Origin of the sequence: Streptomyces sp. G-G2 (genome assembly GCF_030063135.1) — a bacterium.
Taxonomy (GTDB): Bacteria; Actinomycetota; Actinomycetes; order Streptomycetales; family Streptomycetaceae; genus Streptomyces.
The window spans coordinates 32,492-49,884 of the sequence record NZ_JASISO010000009.1; the positions used below are offsets into that span (position 1 = coordinate 32,492).

Here is a 17,393-nt window from a genome sequence, read left to right on the forward strand (position 1 = left end):
TGGACGGGTTGGACGGCTTCACCTGATCGGACGGATCAGGCGGCTACGCCGGATCGGACGGCTTGGGAGGCTCGGACGGCTTGGGAGGAGCGGCCGGGTAGGGGCGGAAGAGCCCCTCCTGTACGACGGAGACCAGCAGCCTGCCCTCCACGTCGTAGATGCGGCCACGGGCCAGCCCCCGGCCGCCGTGGGCGATGGGGGACTCCTGGTCGTAGAGGAACCACTCGTCCGCCCGGAAGGGGCGGTGGAACCACATGGCGTGGTCCAGACTCGCCATGTCGAAACCGCGCATCCCCCACAGCGGTTCCACGGGAATGCGCACGGCATCGAGGAGGGTCATGTCGCTGGCGTAGGTCAGGGCGCAGGTGTGCACGAGCGGGTCGTCGCCCAGCGGGCCGACCGCCCGCATCCACACCGCGCTGCGCGGATCGGCGTCCTTGAGGTCCTCGGGGGTCCAGCGGAGCCGGTCCACGTACCGGATGTCGAAGGGCTGGCGGCGGGCCATCCGCTCCAGCGCCTCGGGCAGCGCCCCGAGGTGCTCGCGGATCTCGTCCACGACCTTCGGCAGGCTCTCCGGGTGCGGGAAATCCAGACGGGGAGGCAGCTGGTGCTCGATGCCACCCTCCTCCGGGTGATGGAAGGAGGCGGTGAGATTGAAGATCGTCTTGCCCTGCTGGACCGCGGTGACGCGGCGGGTGGTGAAGGACCGCCCGTCGCGCACCCGCTCCACCTGGTACACGATCGCCACCCCGGGAATGCCGGGGCGCAGGAAGTACGCGTGCAGTGAGTGGACCGGCCGGTCGCCCTCGGTGGTCCGGCCCGCCGCCACCAGGGCCTGGCCCGCCACCTGGCCGCCGAAGACCCGCTGGAGGGACTCCTGCGGGCTGAGGCCGCGGAAGATGTTGACCTCGATCTGCTCCAGGTCGAGGAGATCGACGAGTCTCTCGGCGGGGTTCGTCATCAGGGGTTCTCCAGTGGGGCGGGTCGGTTGTGGAGGCTGGTCAGAGTTCGCCGACGCCGGTGACCCGGACGACTGCCCGGCCCTCCTCGTCGGAGGCGGCGAGGTCGACCTCGGCGCTGATGCCCCAGCCATGGTCGCCGTTGGGGTCGGCGAAGGCCTGGCGGACGCGCCACAGGCCGTGCTCCGCGTCCTCCTCGATCATCAGCAGCTTGGGGCCGCGGGCGTCGGGGCCGGTCCCCAGGTCGTCGTACTCGTCCCAGTACTTGTCCAGCGCGTCGCCCCACGCGTCGGCGTCCCAGCCGGACTCGGCGTCCAGCTCGCCCAGCACGTTGACGTGGTCCAGGGCGGCCAGCTCCACCCGGCGGAACATGGCGTTGCGGACGAGGACCCGGAAGGCGCGGGAGTTCGCGGTGACCGGCTTGACCTGGTCGGCCTTCTCCTGGGCCTGCTCCGCCGTCTCCACCTCCGGGTTCGCCAGCTGCTCCCACTCGTCGAGCAGGCTGGAGTCGACCTGGCGGACCAGCTCGCCGAGCCAGGCGATGAGGTCCTGGAGGTCCTCGGACTTCAGGTCGTCCGGGATGGTGTGGTCCAGGGCCTTGTAGGCGCCCGCCAGATAGCGGAGCACGATGCCCTCGGTACGGGCCAGCTCGTAGTAGGAGGTGAACTCGGTGAAGGTCATCGCGCGCTCGCACATGTCGCGGATGATCGACTTCGGCGAGACGGGGTGGTCGCGGACCCACGGGTGGCTCTTGCTGTACACGTCGTAGGCGTGCAGGAGCAGTTCTTCGAGGGGCTTGGGATAGGTGACGTCCTGGAGCCGCTGCATCCGCTCCTCGTACTCGATCCCGTCCGCCTTCATCGCGCCCACGGCGATGCCGCGCTCCTTGTTCTGCTGGGCGGCCAGGATCTGACGCGGGTCGTCCAGCGTGGACTCCACGACCGACACCATGTCCAGCGCGTAGGAGGGGGACTCCGGGTCCAGCAGGTCGAAGGAGGCCAGCGCGAAGGTGGACAGCGGCTGGTTGAGCGCGAAGTCCTGCTGGAGGTCGACCGTGAGCCGGATGGTGCGGCCCTCCGCGTCGGGGGTGTCCAGCTTCTCCACCACGCCGCCGTCGAGCAGCGAGCGGTAGATCGCGATGGCGCGGCGGATGTGGCGCAGCTGGTTCTTGCGCGACTCGTGGTTGTCCTCGAGGAGGTGACGCATCGCCTTGAAGGCGTCGCCCGGCCGGGCGATGACCGACAGCAGCATGATGTTGGTGACCTTGAACCGCGAGGTCAGCGCCTCCGGGTCGGCGCCGATCAGCTTCTCGAAGGTGGTGTCGGACCAGGCCACGAAGCCTTCCGGGGCCTTCTTGCGGACCACCTTGCGGCGCTTCTTCGGGTCGTCGCCCGCCTTCGCGAGCGCCTTCTCGTTCTCGATGACGTGCTCGGGTGCCTGCGCGACCACATAGCCCGCGGTGTCGAACCCGGCCCGCCCGGCGCGTCCGGCGATCTGGTGGAACTCGCGGGCGCGCAGCGTACGGACCCGGGTGCCGTCGTACTTGGTGAGCGCGGTGAAGAGCACGGTGCGGATCGGGACGTTCACGCCGACACCCAGGGTGTCGGTACCGCAGATGACCTTGAGCAGTCCGGCCTGGGCCAGCTTCTCGACCAGGCGGCGGTACTTGGGCAGCATGCCCGCGTGGTGCACACCGATGCCGTGGCGCACGTAGCGCGAGAGGTTCTGGCCGAACTTGGTGGTGAAGCGGAAGTGGCCGATCAGCTCTGCGATCTTGTCCTTCTCCTCACGCGTGCACATGTTGATGCTCATCAGCGACTGCGCTCGCTCGACCGCCTGGGCCTGGGTGAAGTGCACGATGTACACGGGTGCCTGCCGGGTCTCCAGCAGCTCGGTGATGGTGTCGGTGATCGGCGTGGTGACGTACTCGTACGACAGCGGGACGGGCCGGTTCGTGGAGCGGACCAGCGAGGTCGGCCGCCCGGTCCGCCGGGTCAGATCCTCCTCGAACCGCTTCATGTCACCGAGGGTGGCCGACATCAGGACGAACTGCGCCTGCGGCAGTTCCAGCATCGGGATCTGCCAGGCCCAGCCGCGGTCCGGTTCCGCGTAGAAGTGGAACTCGTCCATCACGACCTGGCCGATGTCGGCGTTCTTGCCGTCGCGCAGCGCGATGGAGGCCAGCACCTCGGCGGTGCAGCAGATCACGGGGGCGTCGGAGTTCACCGAGGCGTCTCCGGTCAGCATGCCGACGTTCTCGGTGCCGAAGAGCTTGCACAGGTCGAAGAACTTCTCCGACACCAGCGCCTTGATGGGCGCGGTGTAGAAGGTGACCTTGTCCTGGGCCAGAGCCGTGAAGTGCGCTCCGGCCGCCACCAGGCTCTTGCCGGAGCCGGTCGGAGTGGACAGGATCACGTTCGCTCCGGAGACGACCTCGATCAGGGCCTCCTCCTGCGCCGGGTACAGGGTGATGCCCTGGCCCTCCGCCCACGAGGAAAAGGCCTCGAAGAGGGCGTCGGGGTCGGCGTTCGGCGGGAGCTGATCAATGAGGGTCACACCCCCCATCTTGCCTGGCTTCCTCCCGGATCAGGGAACCGGCGGAGGGAAAGAAGATCATCGCCGGTACGCTGTGCCGTTGACCGGGCCCGAACGAAACCGTCAACGGGGCCCGACCTCCACAACACTGGGGCGGGAACGACCATGATGGGTCCGGCGCACTCACTCTCCGGGGCAGCTGCCTGGCTGGGGGTGGGCGCGGCGACCGCGGCCGCCGGCTACCCCATGCCCTGGCCCGTCCTCGTCGTCGGCGCGCTGATCTGCGCGGGAGCGGCCCTGGCCCCCGACCTGGACCACAAATCGGCGACGATCTCGCGCGCCTTCGGACCGCTGTCCCGCGGGCTGTGCGAGGTGGTCGACAAGATCTCCTACGCCGTATACAAGGCGACCCGCTCGCCGCGTGACGCCCGTCGTACCGGAGGCCACCGCACGCTCACCCACACCTGGCTGTGGGCCGCCCTGATCGGCGGCGGCTCCTCGGCGCTCGCCGTCAGCACCGACCGCTGGGGCGTCCTCGTCCTGCTCTTCGTGCACCTCGTGCTCGCCGTCGAGGGCCTGCTCTGGCGCGCCGCCCGGATGTCCAGCGACGTCCTCGTCTGGCTGCTCGGCGCCACCAGCGCCTGGATTCTGGCCGGGGTGCTGGACCAGCCCGGCAACGGCGCGAACTGGCTCTTCACCGATCCGGGCCAGGAATACCTCTGGCTGGGCCTGCCCATCGTGCTCGGGGCCCTGGTCCACGACATCGGGGACGCGCTGACCGTCTCCGGGTGCCCCGTGCTGTGGCCCATCCCGATCGCGGGCAAGCGCTGGTACGCGCTCGGGCCGCCCAAGCCGATGCGTTTCCGCGCGGGCAGCTGGGTCGAGCTCAAGGTCCTCATGCCGGTGTTCATGCTGCTCGGAGGCGTGGGCGGGGCCGCGGCCCTGGGATTCATCTAGTGCCGCGTCAGGCAGTGTTTGCCCGTTGAGGAGCGGCGTCCGGTGCGGCGAGAGTGCGCGCCGGGCGGCGCGACGGGGCGAACGGTGCCTGACGCGGCGCTAGGGACGGCCTGGACGGCGTCGGCCGGTTCGCTCCGGTACGGACGTCATGTGAGCCGACGGACCGTCAGTGTTCGGCGGCCCGCATGAGGTCCGGGGGGACGCATGGGCAGTAGACGCACGGTCATGGCCATGACCGCGGCGGGGGCGGTCCTCGCCTCGCTCGCCCTGGCGGTACCGGCGCAGGCGGCCCCGGGGGGCTCCGCCGCGGCGCCGGACCACGGCGCCGGGTGCGAGCCGTCCATCAAGGTGCTCGGCACCCTGCCCGGCTCGGACCCCGCTCCGGCACCCTGGTCGCACCTGACCCAGGTGAACGGCATCGGCCCGCTCGGCCTCTCGGCAGGCGTCTCCTACGGCAGACCCGTCTTCTGGCTGGGCCCCTCCGCGCACCCCGTGCCGCTGCCCGCCGGGGCCACCGGCAGCAGCCCGGAGGCGGTGACCGGTTCGGCCTCATGGTCGGCACCCTCACCACGGCCGTCGGCCGCAAGGCCTTCAGCTACTGGCCCGGAGCGGCCGCGGTCCACCTGCTGCCCGGCGGCCAGGCCGCCACGGACGTCAACGATTCCGGCCACGCCGTGGGCTCCCGCTACGACGCGGTCGCGGGCCGGACCATCGGCCTCGAATGGTCCGGCGGCGCCCTGCGCCGGGAGCTGGCGCTCCCGACCGGGTTCCAGCTCGACGCGGTGACCGGGATCAACAGCTCCGGGCAGATCACCGGCCACGGTTCCGGACTCGGCGACGACCCCGACGACTCCTACGGCACCAGTCCTGGCCTGCTGGGGTCCGCCCACCCCGCGGTGGCGCCCCTCACCCTCCAGCCGCCCGGCGGTGACTACGAGTCCTACAAGACCCTGGGCATCGAGAACAAGGGCCGGGTCGTCGGCTACTACGCCTACAGCCGGGCCATGGAGGACACCGCCGTCTCCTGGAGCGCCCCGTACGGCAGCCCCACCTAGTGCCGTGGCTCGCCGGAAGCACCAGCGGCGACTTCGAGGACATCAGCCCCACCATCAACGTCTCGGTCGGCCTCGCCTACGCCCCCCTACACCTACCCGCCGGAAGAACCCCCGCCCGTCCAGGCCGAGTACTGGAACGGCGGCGGCCCCATGAGGGCCCTCCCGCGGCTGGCCCCCACCGGGTCCTTCGCGGCGTACACGGTCACGGACGACGACCGGGTCGGCGGGGTGGCCGTGGACGCCAAGGGGGTCGCGCGCCTGGTCATCTGGATTTGCGCGAGCAAGCAGGTGTACCCACCGCGATGACGGGACCGGGTGAACCGGCCGGTCGGCCAGTTTCACGGTGAGTCCAAGCCATTGCGGCCACGGCCGGGCGTCGACCCCCCGTACGGATGGGTAACCTCGGCGAGCGGGCGCCCGCTGACGCGCGGGCGGGAACGGGGGGACCGTGAGCGGGATAGTCATCTATCTGCCGCAGGGGAGCGACGGCGTCGGCGAAGAGCCGTGCGGCGACGCGGTGACGCTGCGGCTCGGACCGGGTGAAGTGGCGCGTTTCGGCCGGGGATCCGCGACCACTCCGGTCGAACTCCGCCTCGTCGACACGGCGATCTCCCGGCTGGCGGGGGAGATCCGGGTCACCGACGACCACTGGCAGCTCAGCAACCACAGCAGGACCCAGAGCTATCTCGTGGAGAACCCGGAGGGCGCCGGGGAGTACCTGAGGGTGCCGCCCCGCCGCGCCGGGGCGCCCATTCCCTTCGAGTTCTCCCGGGTGGTGCTGCCCACCCGGGGCAGTGCCACCGTGGCCTTCCAGGTGTTCGCTCCGGACCACGTCTACCTCGATCCGGACGCGATGGGCGGCCAGTGGGGAAGCCGTACCGTCACCGCGTACTCCCTCGACGAGACGGCCGTGTACTTCCTCGTCCTGCTCGCGCTCTGCGAACCGCGCCTGCGCGACGAGTCGCCGGTCGCGGTGCCGACGACCCCCGAGATCGTCGAGCGGCTCAAGGGCCACGCCGCGTGCGGCCTGCTGACGGCCCGGGCGGTCAGTTCGCACATCGACTACCTCGCCGAGGAGAAGATGCGGATCAGCCTTCCGGCCGAGGACGACCCCCGCCGCAGCGCCCGCCGCAACGGGAAACGGGAGACAGTCGTCGGGCTCGCGCTGCGCTTCGGGCTCGTGCGCGAGGAGCACCTCGCGCTGCTGCCGCCCCGGTTCTCGGCGGGCGCGCGGAAGCGGGAGTCGGTGTGACGGGACGGCAGCGGCCGGCGGCCGGCGGCGGACACCGACATGGCCGACGGGCCGGAGGAGCGGACGGTGCACGGCCCGGCAGACACCTCGGAGAGTGACCGCGCGCAGGCCCTCCCGCGAGGCTACCGCGTCGGAGACTGGGAGGTCACCGGGCCGATCGCGGACGGCGGCTGGGCAACGGTCTACGCGGGACGCCCGGTCCGCGACGGCGACAGCGACAGCGGCGGCGATCCGGGTCCCGGTCCCGGTCCCGGTCGCGATCCCGGCGTCGGCGTCGGCGTCGGCTTCGGCGGTACGGACGGCGCGCGTCCGGACGGCGTCGCGCTCAAGTTCCTGTCGACCGCCGGACTTTCCCCGCGCCAGGCCCGCAAGGTCGCGGAGACCGCCCGCCGCGAGGTGGAACTCGGCACCCGCTCCCCTCACCCGAGACTGATCCGCCTCCTCGGCTCCCTCGTGCTCAGCGACCCGGACCACCCGTTCCTGGACGGTGCGATCGTGCTGGTCATGGAACGCGCCCGGTGCAGCCTGCGGGACCTGCTCGGCGCCCCGCCGGACGAGGCCGGAGCCGCCCGGCTGATCGCCGAGGTGTGCGAGGGGCTGGCTCACCTGCACCGTGTCGGCTGGGTGCACGGCGACCTCAAACCGGACAACGTCCTGATCATGGAGGACGGTTCCGCCCGCCTCGCCGACTTCGGGATCGCCACGGAACTCACCGGCACCCGCGGTACCCACGGCTATGCGCCACCCATGGGTACCTTCGACTACCTCCCGCCCGAGCGGTGGAAGGCCCCGCTCGGCGAACACGGCGTGGAGGTCCGCCCGAGCGCCGACATCTGGGCCCTGGGCGTCATGGTCCACGAGCTGTTCGCCTCCGGTGCCCCGCCGTTCCCCGGCGCCACGCCCATGGCGCGCGGTGCCGTGGCGCAGGAGTACGCCGACGGGCGCGCGCCGTTGCGCCTGGACCCCCGGCTGCCGCCGTTCTGGCGGGAGCTGGTCACCGACTGCCTCGCCCCGACACACGCGGAGCGCGCCGCGCACACCGCCGAGAGCCTGTACGAGCGGGTCACCGCCCGTACGTCCGCGCTCGGTTCGGCCACCCGCCCGCGCCCGCGCCGCCCGGGCCGCGTGCTCCTCCTCGGGAGCCTGGCGCTGTGCGCCGCGGCGGCGGCCACCGCCGCCGCCTGCTGGTCGTACGCCGGGCGCGAGGACGGCGCACGCGAGGAGGCCGAGGACCGGATCCGGGTGTTCAACGCCGAGCAGAGCTGCCGCGCGCGGACCGACCGCGACGTGCAGTGCAGTCTCGGCCTGGCCATCGACCCGCTGAAGGCTTACACCGCCGACAACGTGGTGACCGTACGGGTGTGGCACGGTGACGTCCTCGCCGTGGACTGTCAACTGCCCGGGGGGATGCCCATCATCGACGAGATGGGCACGCGCTCCACCCAGTGGTTCCACGTCCGTTTCCCGCCGGGTTCCCCCCGGAACGACGCCTGGCTGCCCGCCGTGCGGACGAAGGACCGCCCGGCGCTGCCCCCCTGCCCGCGCCCCGCTCCCGCGGGCTGAGCGGCCGCGCCCCGCGCGCCGTACGTCCTCGAACGCGCGCCCGGTTAGCGGGGGTTGCCCGGCGCTGTCACTCCGGATCGTTCCGGATGCGTTCGCGCGGCTTCCCCTCGCTACGTTGTGGGCCGTCGGTCCGCGGGACGGACCGCACCCACCCCTGGCAGGTCCGCCACCGCGTGGTGAACCGCAGCGAAGGAGCAGGCTGGTGCGTGGCGCAACCGTACGACGCATGAGATCGGGAACGGTGGCCCTGCTGGCCGCCCTGGCCGTGTCCGCCCTCGGGCCCGCGGCGGCGCGGGCCCAGGGAGTCCGCGATGTGCCCGGTCCCCTGGGGCACACCGCGACGGCGGACCTGTACTGCGACATTCCCGCCGAGCGGGACATCGCGGTGATCCGCAAGGTCTACGAGGTCGGCCAGCGGATGAACGTGTCCGACAAGGTGATGCTCGCCGGATTCGAGACGGGCTGGGTCGAGTCCCGGATGAACAACCTGAACTGCGGGGACCGGGACTCGCTCGGCGTCTTCCAGCAGCGGCCCTCGCAGGGCTGGGGCTCGCCGGAGCAGATACTCGACGTCGACTACTCGGCGGGCAAGTTCTTCGAAGTGGCCCTGCAGATGGAGCCCGGTATGGAGGGCAGCAGTCCCGGGCAGCTGGCCCAGGCCGTCCAGCGCTCCGCCTACCCGGACCGCTACGACCAGGTGGAGGGCGCCGCCCGGGCGATGCGCGACGAGGCGTTCCAGCCCTACGGCGCGATCGGCGCGAAGTACGACGGCCTGGGCGGGCACGGCGGCCCCCTGGGCTGGCCGGTCCGCGCCGAAGAGGCGGCCCTTCTGGGCGGACGGTTCCAGGGCTTCCAGAACGGGATCATCATCTGGCACCCGGACGCGGCCTTCGCGGTCTACGGCGAGATCCTCAGCAAGTTCTGGGCGACGGACGCGGAGCGGCGCTGGGGCTTCCCGATGATGGACGAGGCGGCGGCGGCGCAGGCGCCCGACGGGACCCGCGGGCGTTATCAGTTCTTCGAGCGGGGGCTGTTCATGTGGTCGCCCGTGACCGGGGCGCACGTGGTCCACGGGGCGATCTACCAGGCGTTCCACGCGGGCGGCCACGAGGCGGCCCTGGGCTATCCGGTCAACGACGAGGTGGACGAGGCCGGGGGCAAGGCCCAGCGCTTCCAGAAGGTCACGATCCACTGGAACCCCGACCGGGGCACCTGGACCACCAACAACTGACCAGGAGGAAGCCATGAGATCGCTGATCTTCCGGCGGGCGGCCGGGGCGCTGACACTGACCCTGGCGGCTGTCGCCGTCACCTTCTCCACCGCGCCGACCGCGAGCGCCTCGGACCCCGGCGGCCCGATCGGGCGGGGCGAGGCGATGGACCGCGCGTGGTCGTGGATCGCCGAGCAGGTGCCCTACAGCCAGAGCGGCTGCCACGAGAACCAGTTCGGCTGCTACCGCCCCGACTGCTCGGGTTACGTGTCGATGGCCTGGCACCTGGGCTCGTCCCTGACCACCTGGGGCCTGTGGGACGTCACCGCGGACATCGCGGCGGGCGACCTGCAAGCGGGCGACATCCTGCTCAAGGACTCGGGCGGTACGGACCACGTGGCGCTGTTCCTCCGCTGGGCCGACCCCGGCCACACCCAGCCCGTGGTCCGCGAGGAGTACGACTTCGGGCACGTGGCCGAGGAGCGGGTCTGGGGCGACGGACTGCGCGGGTTCACCCCGCGCCGCTACCACCAGCTGGACGACCTGGTCCCGTACGGCGCGATCGGGGCGAAGTACGACGGCATGGGCGGCCCGGGCGGCGCGCTGGGACGGCCGACCTCCGGCGAACGCGATTCCATGATGGGCGGGCGCTTCCAGGCGTTCCAGAACGGGATCATCCTGTGGCACCCGGACGCGGCCTTCGCGGTCTACGGAGACATCCGGGACAAGTTCTGGGCGACGGACGCGGAGCGGCGCTGGGGCTTCCCGACGATGGACGAGGCGGCGGCGGCGCAGGCGCCCGACGGGACCCGCGGGCGTTATCAGTTCTTCGAGCGGGGGCTGTTCATGTGGTCGCCCGTGACCGGGGCGCACGTGGTCCACGGGGCGATCTACGAGGCGTTCCACGCGGGCGGACACGAGGCGGCCCTGGGCTATCCGGTCAACGACGAGGTGGACGAGGCCGGGGGCAAGGCCCAGCGCTTCCAGAAGGTCACGATCCACTGGAACCCCGACCGGGGCACCTGGACCACCAACAACTGACGGACCCCGCCCACGCGGTGGAACGCTACGACCGCTCGACCGGCCGCTGCCCCGCGGTGTCATTCGCAGGGGCGGCGGCCGGCCGGGCTCAGCCGTGCCAGGAGCGCCACAGGGCCGCGTACGCCCCGTCCGCCGCGACCAGTTCCTCGTGCGAGCCCAACTCGCTGATCCGGCCCGCCTCGACCACCGCGATCACATCCGCGTCGTGCGCGGTGTGCAGCCGGTGGGCGATCGCGACGACCGTACGTCCCTCCAGGACCCGGGCCAGCGAACGCTCCAGGTGCCGGGCCGCCCGCGGGTCCAGCAGCGAGGTCGCCTCGTCCAGGACCAGCGTGTGCGGGTCCGCCAGCACCAGCCGGGCCAGCGCGACCTGCTGCGCCTGCGCCGGAGTCAGCGCTGCCGAGCCCGAACCGACCTCGGTGTCCAGGCCGTTCTCCAGCGCCCGGGCCCAGCCGTCCGCGTCCACCGCGCCCAGCGCCGCCCACAGCCGCCCGTCCTCTGCTCCCGGCCGGGCCAGGCGCAGGTTGTCGCGGAGGCTGCCGACGAACACGTGGTGCTCCTGGTTCACCAGGGCCACGTGCTCCCGCACCCGTTCCGCGGGCATCTCCGACAGCCGCGCCCCGCCGAGAGTGATCTCGCCCGTCCGCGGCGCGTAGATGCCCGCGAGCAGCCGTCCGAGCGTGGACTTGCCCGCGCCCGAGGGCCCGACCAGCGCCATCCGGGTTCCCGGCGGTACCGACAGGGACACCTGGTGCAGGACGTCCACCCCCTCGCGGTAGCCGAAGCGGACCTCGTCGGCCCGTACGTCGCGGCCGTCCGGCGCGACCCGCTCGTCACCCGCGTCGGGCTCGATCTCCCGGACCCCGACCAGCCGGGCCAAGGAGACCTGGGCGACCTGGAGTTCGTCGTACCAGCGCAGGATCAGCCCGATCGGGTCGACCATCATCTGCGCCAGCAGCGCGCCCGTGGTCATCTGCCCCACCGACATCCAGCCCCGCAGCACGCAGTAACCGCCGATCAGCAGCACCGAGCCCAGGATCGTCACATAGGTGACGTTGATGACGGGGAAGAGCACGGACCGCAGGAACAGCGTGTACCGCTCCCAGGCCGTCCACTCCTTGATGCGCTGCTCGGACAGGGCGATCCGGCGCCCGCCCAGCCGGTGCGCCTCGATCGTGCGGCCCGCGTCCACCGTCTCGGTGAGCGCCGCCGCGACCGCCGCGTACCCGGCGGCCTCCGAGCGGTACGCCGAGGGCGCCCGCTTGAAGTACCAGCGGCAGCCGAACACCAGCACCGGCAGCGCCACCAGCGCGGCCAGCGCCAGCGGCGGCGCCGTCACCGTCAGCGCCCCGAAGAGCAGCCCCGCCCACACCAGGCCGATGGCCAGCTGGGGTACGGCCTCGCGCATCGCGTTGGCCAGCCGGTCGATGTCCGTGGTGATCCGGGACAGCAGATCACCGGTGCCCGCGCGCTCCAGTACGCCCGGCGGCAGAGCGACCGACCGCACCAGGAAGTCCTCGCGCAGATCGGCCAGCATCTCCTCGCCGAGCATCGCCCCGCGCAGCCGGACCATCCGCACGAACAGCGTCTGCACCAGAAGCGCCAGCGCGAACAGCAGCGCCACGCGCCCCAGACGCAGTTCGCGCGCCCCCGCCGCGAGATCGTCCACCACCTGCCCCAGCAGGTAGGGACCCGTCATGGACGCGACCACCGCGACCGCGTTGACCGTCACCAGGAGGACGAAAGCGCGCCTGTGCCGCCGCAGCAGCCCGCGTACATAGCCCCGTACCGTCGTCGACGTGCCCACCGGAAGGGTGGCCACGGACTCGGGGGCGGCCGGATCGTACTCCGGCGCCACCACGCCGATCATGCCGATTCCTCGATCTCTGTGAGTTCCCGCAGCTTGTCCAGCCCCTCGACCGCGCCGAGCAGCTGTTCTTCGTCCGTCTCGCGCGTGACGACCGCGCGGTAGCGCGGATCGCCGTGCAGCAGTTCACGGTGCGTACCGACCACCGCGACCGTGCCCCCGTCGATCAGGACGACCCGGTCGGCGCGGTCCAGCAGCAGCGGCGACGAGGCCAGGACCACCGTCGTACGGCCCGCGCGCAGCGCCGCGACGCCCTCCGCGATCCGGGCCTCGGTGTGCGAGTCCACCGCCGAGGTCGGCTCGTCCAGCACCAGCACCTCCGGGTCCGTGACCAAGGAGCGCGCGAGCGCGAGGCGTTGGCGCTGGCCGCCGGAGAGCGAGCGTCCGCGCTCGGTGATCCGCGCGTCCATCGGGTCGTCCACCCCGTCCGGAGCGGACTGCAGCAGCGCGTCCAGTACGTCACCGCACTGGGCCGCCGCCAGCGCCGCGGCCGGCTCGACCGTGCCGGACGCCGGTACGTCGAACAGCGCGCGCAGGGTGCCGGACAGCAGCACCGGGTCCTTGTCCTGGACGAGCACCAGCGTGCGCGCCGTGTCCAGGTCCAGCTCCTCCAGTGCGACCCCGCCCAGCAGCACCGACGTCCCCCCGACGGCGTCCGCGTCGGCCGGATGACCGCCGAGGCGCTCGGCGAGCCGCCCCGCCAGATCGGGGTCCCCGCAGACCACGGCGGTGAACTGCCCGGCCGGAGCCAGCAGTCCGGTCTCCGGGTCGTACAGGTCCGCCCCCGGGGCCGGCGCCTCGGGCGGCTCCCGTACCGGATCGGCAGACGCCGCTCCCGCGCCCGCCTGCCCTTCCGGAGCCGGGTCGGTACGGGTCAGCGCCAGCACCCGCGCGGCCCGCTTGGCGGAGGGCCGGGAGAAGGAGTACGCCATGGCGATCTCCTCGAAGTGCCGCAGCGGGTACAGCATCAGGGCCACCGCGCTGAACACGGCGACGAGTTCACCCACCGTGATCCGGCCGTCCAGGACCAGCGTGGCCCCGTACCAGACCACCGTGATCAGCAGCAGACCCGGCAGCAGTACCTGGATCGCCGAGATCAGGGCCCACATCCGGGCGCTGCGCACCGCGGCCTTGCGCACCTCCTGCGAGGCCTCGCGGTACCGGCCGAGGAACAGTTCCTCGCCGCCGATCCCGCGCAGCACCCGCAGCCCGGCCACGGTGTCCGAGGCCAGCTCGGTCGCCTTGCCGGCCTTCTCGCGCTGGATGTCGGCGCGCTTGGTGGCACGGGGCAGCAACGGGAGTACGGCCAGGGCCAGTACGGGAGTTCCGGCCGCCACGACCACGCCGAGCGCGGGCGCGTAGAACACCAGCCCCACACAGATCACGACGACGGCGACGGCGGCCGCGAGGAAGCGCGAGACGGCTTCGACGAACCAGCCGATCTTCTCCACGTCACCGGTGGAGACGGCCACCACCTCACCGGCCGCGACCCGCCGGGTCAGCGCGGCCCCCAACTCGGCGGTCTTGCGGGCGAGGAGCTGCTGGACCCGGGCGGCGGCGGTGATCCAGTTGGTCACGGCCGTCCGGTGCAGCATGGTGTCACCGAGCGAGATCGCGATCCCGATGAGCAGGATCAGCCCACCGACCAGGAGCAGCCGGGTGCCGTCGCGGTCCACGACCGCCTCGACGCCGAGACCCACGGCGAAGGGCAGACCCGCGATCCCGCAGAAGTGCACCAACCCCCAGCACAGGCTCTTGAGCTGTCCACCGAGCTGATTGCGTCCCAGCCACAGCAGGAACCGGGGCCCGGATCGCGCGTCGGGTACCCCTGGGTCCGGATACGGAAGATCGCTGATCTGCATGACGCCCCATGACTCGGTAGTGGTCCAAACCGTGCAAGGTTCGCCTTCCGGAACCTTGCGGGGCAATCGATTTTTCGTTGACCGAGCGATATCCGGCCACGGCGACAGAGGGGGCGGTCCGGGGCAGACCGGCGCTCAGGGGCGAGTGGCCCGCTCCAGCGCCAGCAGGACCGACTGGTAACCGTGGCCCGTGGCCCGGTCCATGCCCACCTCGCACATCCGGTTCGCCGACAGGTAGGCGTCGTAGGGCCGCGCCGTCACCTCGGCGGCCTCCCGCGCCGTGGCGGCGGCGGCCAGCTCCGGGTGCAGCATGCCCCGGTCGCCCGCGAAGGCGCAGCAGCCCGCGTCGTCGGGCACCACCACCTCCTCGGCGCAGGCCGCGGCCACCGCCCGCAACTGCGCCTCATCACCCAGATGGCGCATCGAGCAGGTCGGATGCAGCACCGCCGAGCCGACCGTGCGCAGCACCTCCAGGCGCGGCAACAGCTCCTCCGCGGCCCAGACGACGGAGTCGACCACTGTCAGCCCGGCGTGCAGGTCCCGGTTGTCCCGCGTCAGGTACGGGACCACCTCGTGCGCGATGCCCAGGGTGCAGGAGGACGCGTCGACGACGAGGGGCAGCCGCCCGCCGGCCGTCCAGCCCCAGGCGGCCTCCACGATCCGGTTGGCCATCAGCCGGTTCCCGGCGTCGTACCCCTTGGAGTGCCAGATCGTCGCGCAGCAGGTGCCGGTCACGTCCTTCGGGATCCACACCGGCCGTCCGGCCCGCTCGGACACCGCGACGACGGCCTCCGGCAGCGACGGCCCGACCGGCCCGTGCGCGCCCGCGGCGCTGTCCGGGCCGCCGAAGATGCGGTTGACGCAGGCCGGGTAGTACACGGCCGAGGCGCCGACCCGCCGGGTGGCCGGCAGCGTGCGGGCCGCCGCTCCCGGGATCCGCGGCAGCCACTGCGGGACCAGGTCCGGACGTACGGCCTTGCGCGCGATCCCCGTGGCCAGCCGCAGCGGACCGTCCCCGACCCGGTCGGTGATCCGGCTCGCGGCGGCCACCGCGAGCCGGGCCGCCGCCTCCACGGCCCCGAACCGCTTCGCGGCGAGCGCGGCGGCCCGCTCCTCGCGCGGGCTGTGCCGACGGTGGCGGAAGTCCTTCATCAGGGCGCCGGTGTCGATGCCCACCGGGCAGGCGAGCTTGCAGGTGGAGTCGCCCGCGCAGGTGTCCACCGCGTCGTAGCCGTAGGCGTCGAGGAGCTCCTCCAGCACCGGGGATCCCGGCTGCTGGCGCGTCATCTCGCGGCGCAGCACGATCCGCTGGCGCGGGGTCGTCGTCAGATCCTGGCTGGGACACGTCGGCTCGCAGAAGCCGCATTCGATGCAGGGGTCGGCGACCGCCTCGACCCGCGGAATGGTCTTGAGCCCGCGCAGATGGGCCCGGGGGTCGCGGTCGAGCAGGATCCGCGGGGCGAGCACCGCGTCGGGGTCGAGGAGCCGCTTGGTGCGCCACATCAGGTCGGTGGCCTTGGCGCCCCATTCGAGTTCGAGGAAGGGGGCCATGTTGCGCCCGGTGGAGTGCTCGGCCTTCAGCGAGCCGTCGAAGCGCTCGACGGTGAGCCTGCAGAAGGCGTCCATGAACGCCCCGTAGCGCTGGACGTCGGCGGGCAGCGCCGCGTCGAAGGCCAGCAGGAAGTGCAGGTTGCCGTGGGCCGCGTGACCGGCCACGGCGGCGTCGAAGCCGTGCTCCGCCTGCAGTTCGAGGAGCGCCTCGCAGGCTTCGGCCAGCCGGGAGGGCGGTACGGCGAAGTCCTCGGTGATCAGGGTGGTGCCGGAGGCGCGGGCTCCGCCGACGGCGGTGACGAAGGCCTTGCGCGCCTTCCAGTACCCGGCGATGACCGCGGAGTCGGAGCTGAAGGCGTTGCTCACCGAGGCCGCCGGGGCCACCAGTTCCAGTCCGGCGACCACATCGGCCGCGCGTGCCCCGTACGCGGCCAGGCTCGCCGGGTCCGGCGCCCGGAACTCCACGAGCAGGGCGGTCGTGTCCTTGGGCAGCCCGGCCCAGTCGGCCGGTACGCCCGCCACGCTGACCGAGGCGCGCAGCGTGTTGCCGTCCATCAGCTCCACCGCGACCGCGCCCGCCGCGTTGAAAAGTGGCACGGCGGCCGCGGCGGCGGGCAGGGAGGGGAAGAAGAGCAGAGCGCTGGAGATCTCCCGGTCCAGTGGCAGGGTGTCGAAGACCACCTCGGAGATGAAGCCGAGGGTGCCCTCGGAGCCGACCATCAGCCCGCGCAGGATCTCCACCGGGGTGCTGCCGTCGAGGTAGGCGTCCATGCGGTAGCCGGTGGTGTTCTTGATCTCGTACTTCGCCCGGATCCGGGCGGTCAGCTCGTGATCGTCCTCGATCGCCCGCTTGATCTCCATCAAGCCGTGGCACAGGGCGGGCTCCGCCCGCGCGAGCTCCTCGTCGGCCAGCGGGTCGGCGGTGTCCACGATGGTCCCGCCGGGCAGCACGAAGGTGAGCGAGGACAGGGTGCGGTACGCGTTCCTGGTGGTCCCCGCGGTCATGCCCGAGGCGTTGTTCGCGACCACCCCGCCCAGGGTGCAGGCGATCGCGCTGGCCGGGTCGGGGCCGAGCACCCGGCCGTGCCGGGCGAGCGCGGCGTTGGCCCGCAGCACGGTGGTGCCGGGGCGGATCCGGGCGCGCAGCCCCTCCTCCAGGACCTCGATCCCGGCCCAGTGGCGGCGTACGTCGACCAGGATGTCCTCGCCCTGGGACTGGCCGTTGAGCGAGGTCCCGGCGGCGCGGAAGACCACCTCGCGCTGCCTGCCGTGGGCGTAGGAGAGGACGGCGGAGATGTCGTCGATGTCCTCGGCCATCACGACCACCTGCGGCACGAAGCGGTACGGCGAGGCGTCCGAGGCGTAGCGGACCAGGTCGGAGATCTTCCACAGCACCTTGTCCGCGCCCAGCAGGCCGATCAGCTCGGAGCGCAGCGGCTCCGGCGTCCCGGTGGCCCGGCGGTCGGGCACCCGGTCGGGGGCGGGAACGCCGGTGGCATGGGGGCGCAGGGCTCCCGGCTTCGGCTCCAGCAGCGGCATG

Annotated in this window: 12 protein-coding genes; 7 read left to right on the top strand and 5 right to left on the bottom strand. The window is 72.4% G+C overall.

The features are described 5' to 3' along the window. Nucleotides 1–43: 43 nt before the first annotated feature. Entirely contained in the window at nt 44–961 is a 918-nt protein-coding gene (locus QMF80_RS09760; protein ID WP_283451642.1) for an acyl-CoA thioesterase, read from the bottom strand. 40 nt (nt 962–1,001) lie between these two features. Continuing rightward, on the bottom strand, nt 1,002–3,515 hold the full coding sequence (locus tag QMF80_RS09765) for a DEAD/DEAH box helicase (RefSeq protein ID WP_283451644.1): 2,514 nt from the start codon (nt 3,513–3,515) through the stop codon (nt 1,002–1,004). A 144-nt stretch (nt 3,516–3,659) separates the two neighbouring features. Between QMF80_RS09765 and QMF80_RS09770 the strand changes: the two genes are divergently transcribed. The 7 genes from QMF80_RS09770 to QMF80_RS09800 all read left to right on the top strand — a co-directional run bounded on the left by QMF80_RS09770 (nt 3,660) and on the right by QMF80_RS09800 (nt 10,573). After that, nucleotides 3,660–4,451 (top strand): metal-dependent hydrolase, encoded by a 792-nt coding sequence (locus tag QMF80_RS09770; protein WP_283451646.1) that lies wholly within the window; start codon nt 3,660–3,662, stop codon nt 4,449–4,451. A 551-nt stretch (nt 4,452–5,002) separates the two neighbouring features. Continuing rightward, nucleotides 5,003–5,506, top strand: a complete 504-nt coding sequence (locus QMF80_RS09775) for a hypothetical protein (protein WP_283451647.1) — start codon at nt 5,003–5,005, stop codon at nt 5,504–5,506. A gap of 150 nt (nt 5,507–5,656) precedes the next feature. After that, nucleotides 5,657–5,812: a hypothetical protein gene (locus QMF80_RS09780; protein WP_283451649.1), complete on the top strand. Its 156-nt coding sequence runs from the start codon at nt 5,657–5,659 to the stop codon at nt 5,810–5,812. Nucleotides 5,813–5,954: 142 nt separating this feature from the next. Next, the gene (locus tag QMF80_RS09785; protein ID WP_283451651.1) at nt 5,955–6,758 is read left to right on the top strand and encodes a serine/threonine protein kinase; all 804 of its coding nucleotides are present in this window, start codon (nt 5,955–5,957) and stop codon (nt 6,756–6,758) included. Between the two features lie 39 nt (nt 6,759–6,797). Then, entirely contained in the window at nt 6,798–8,321 is a 1,524-nt protein-coding gene (locus QMF80_RS09790) for a serine/threonine-protein kinase (protein WP_283451653.1), read from the top strand. A 226-nt stretch (nt 8,322–8,547) separates the two neighbouring features. Next, complete coding sequence (locus tag QMF80_RS09795) at nt 8,548–9,552, top strand: LGFP repeat-containing protein (protein ID WP_283451655.1); 1,005 nt, start codon at nt 8,548–8,550, stop codon at nt 9,550–9,552. 13 nt (nt 9,553–9,565) lie between these two features. After that, entirely contained in the window at nt 9,566–10,573 is a 1,008-nt protein-coding gene (locus tag QMF80_RS09800) for a hypothetical protein (protein WP_283451657.1), read from the top strand. Between the two features lie 88 nt (nt 10,574–10,661). Here the strand turns inward: QMF80_RS09800 and QMF80_RS09805 are convergent, their stop codons facing one another. From QMF80_RS09805 to QMF80_RS09815, 3 genes are all read right to left on the bottom strand, one after another. Next, nucleotides 10,662–12,443, bottom strand: coding sequence for an ABC transporter ATP-binding protein (locus tag QMF80_RS09805; RefSeq protein WP_283451659.1), 1,782 nt, complete (start codon nt 12,441–12,443; stop codon nt 10,662–10,664). After that, nucleotides 12,440–14,302 (bottom strand): ABC transporter transmembrane domain-containing protein, encoded by a 1,863-nt coding sequence (locus tag QMF80_RS09810; protein ID WP_283451661.1) that lies wholly within the window; start codon nt 14,300–14,302, stop codon nt 12,440–12,442. Before QMF80_RS09810 ends, QMF80_RS09805 begins: the two co-directional genes overlap by 4 nt. 135 nt (nt 14,303–14,437) lie before the next feature. Beyond that, nucleotides 14,438–17,392, bottom strand: a complete 2,955-nt coding sequence (locus tag QMF80_RS09815) for an FAD-binding and (Fe-S)-binding domain-containing protein (protein ID WP_283451663.1) — start codon at nt 17,390–17,392, stop codon at nt 14,438–14,440. Nucleotide 17,393 lies beyond the last annotated feature (1 nt).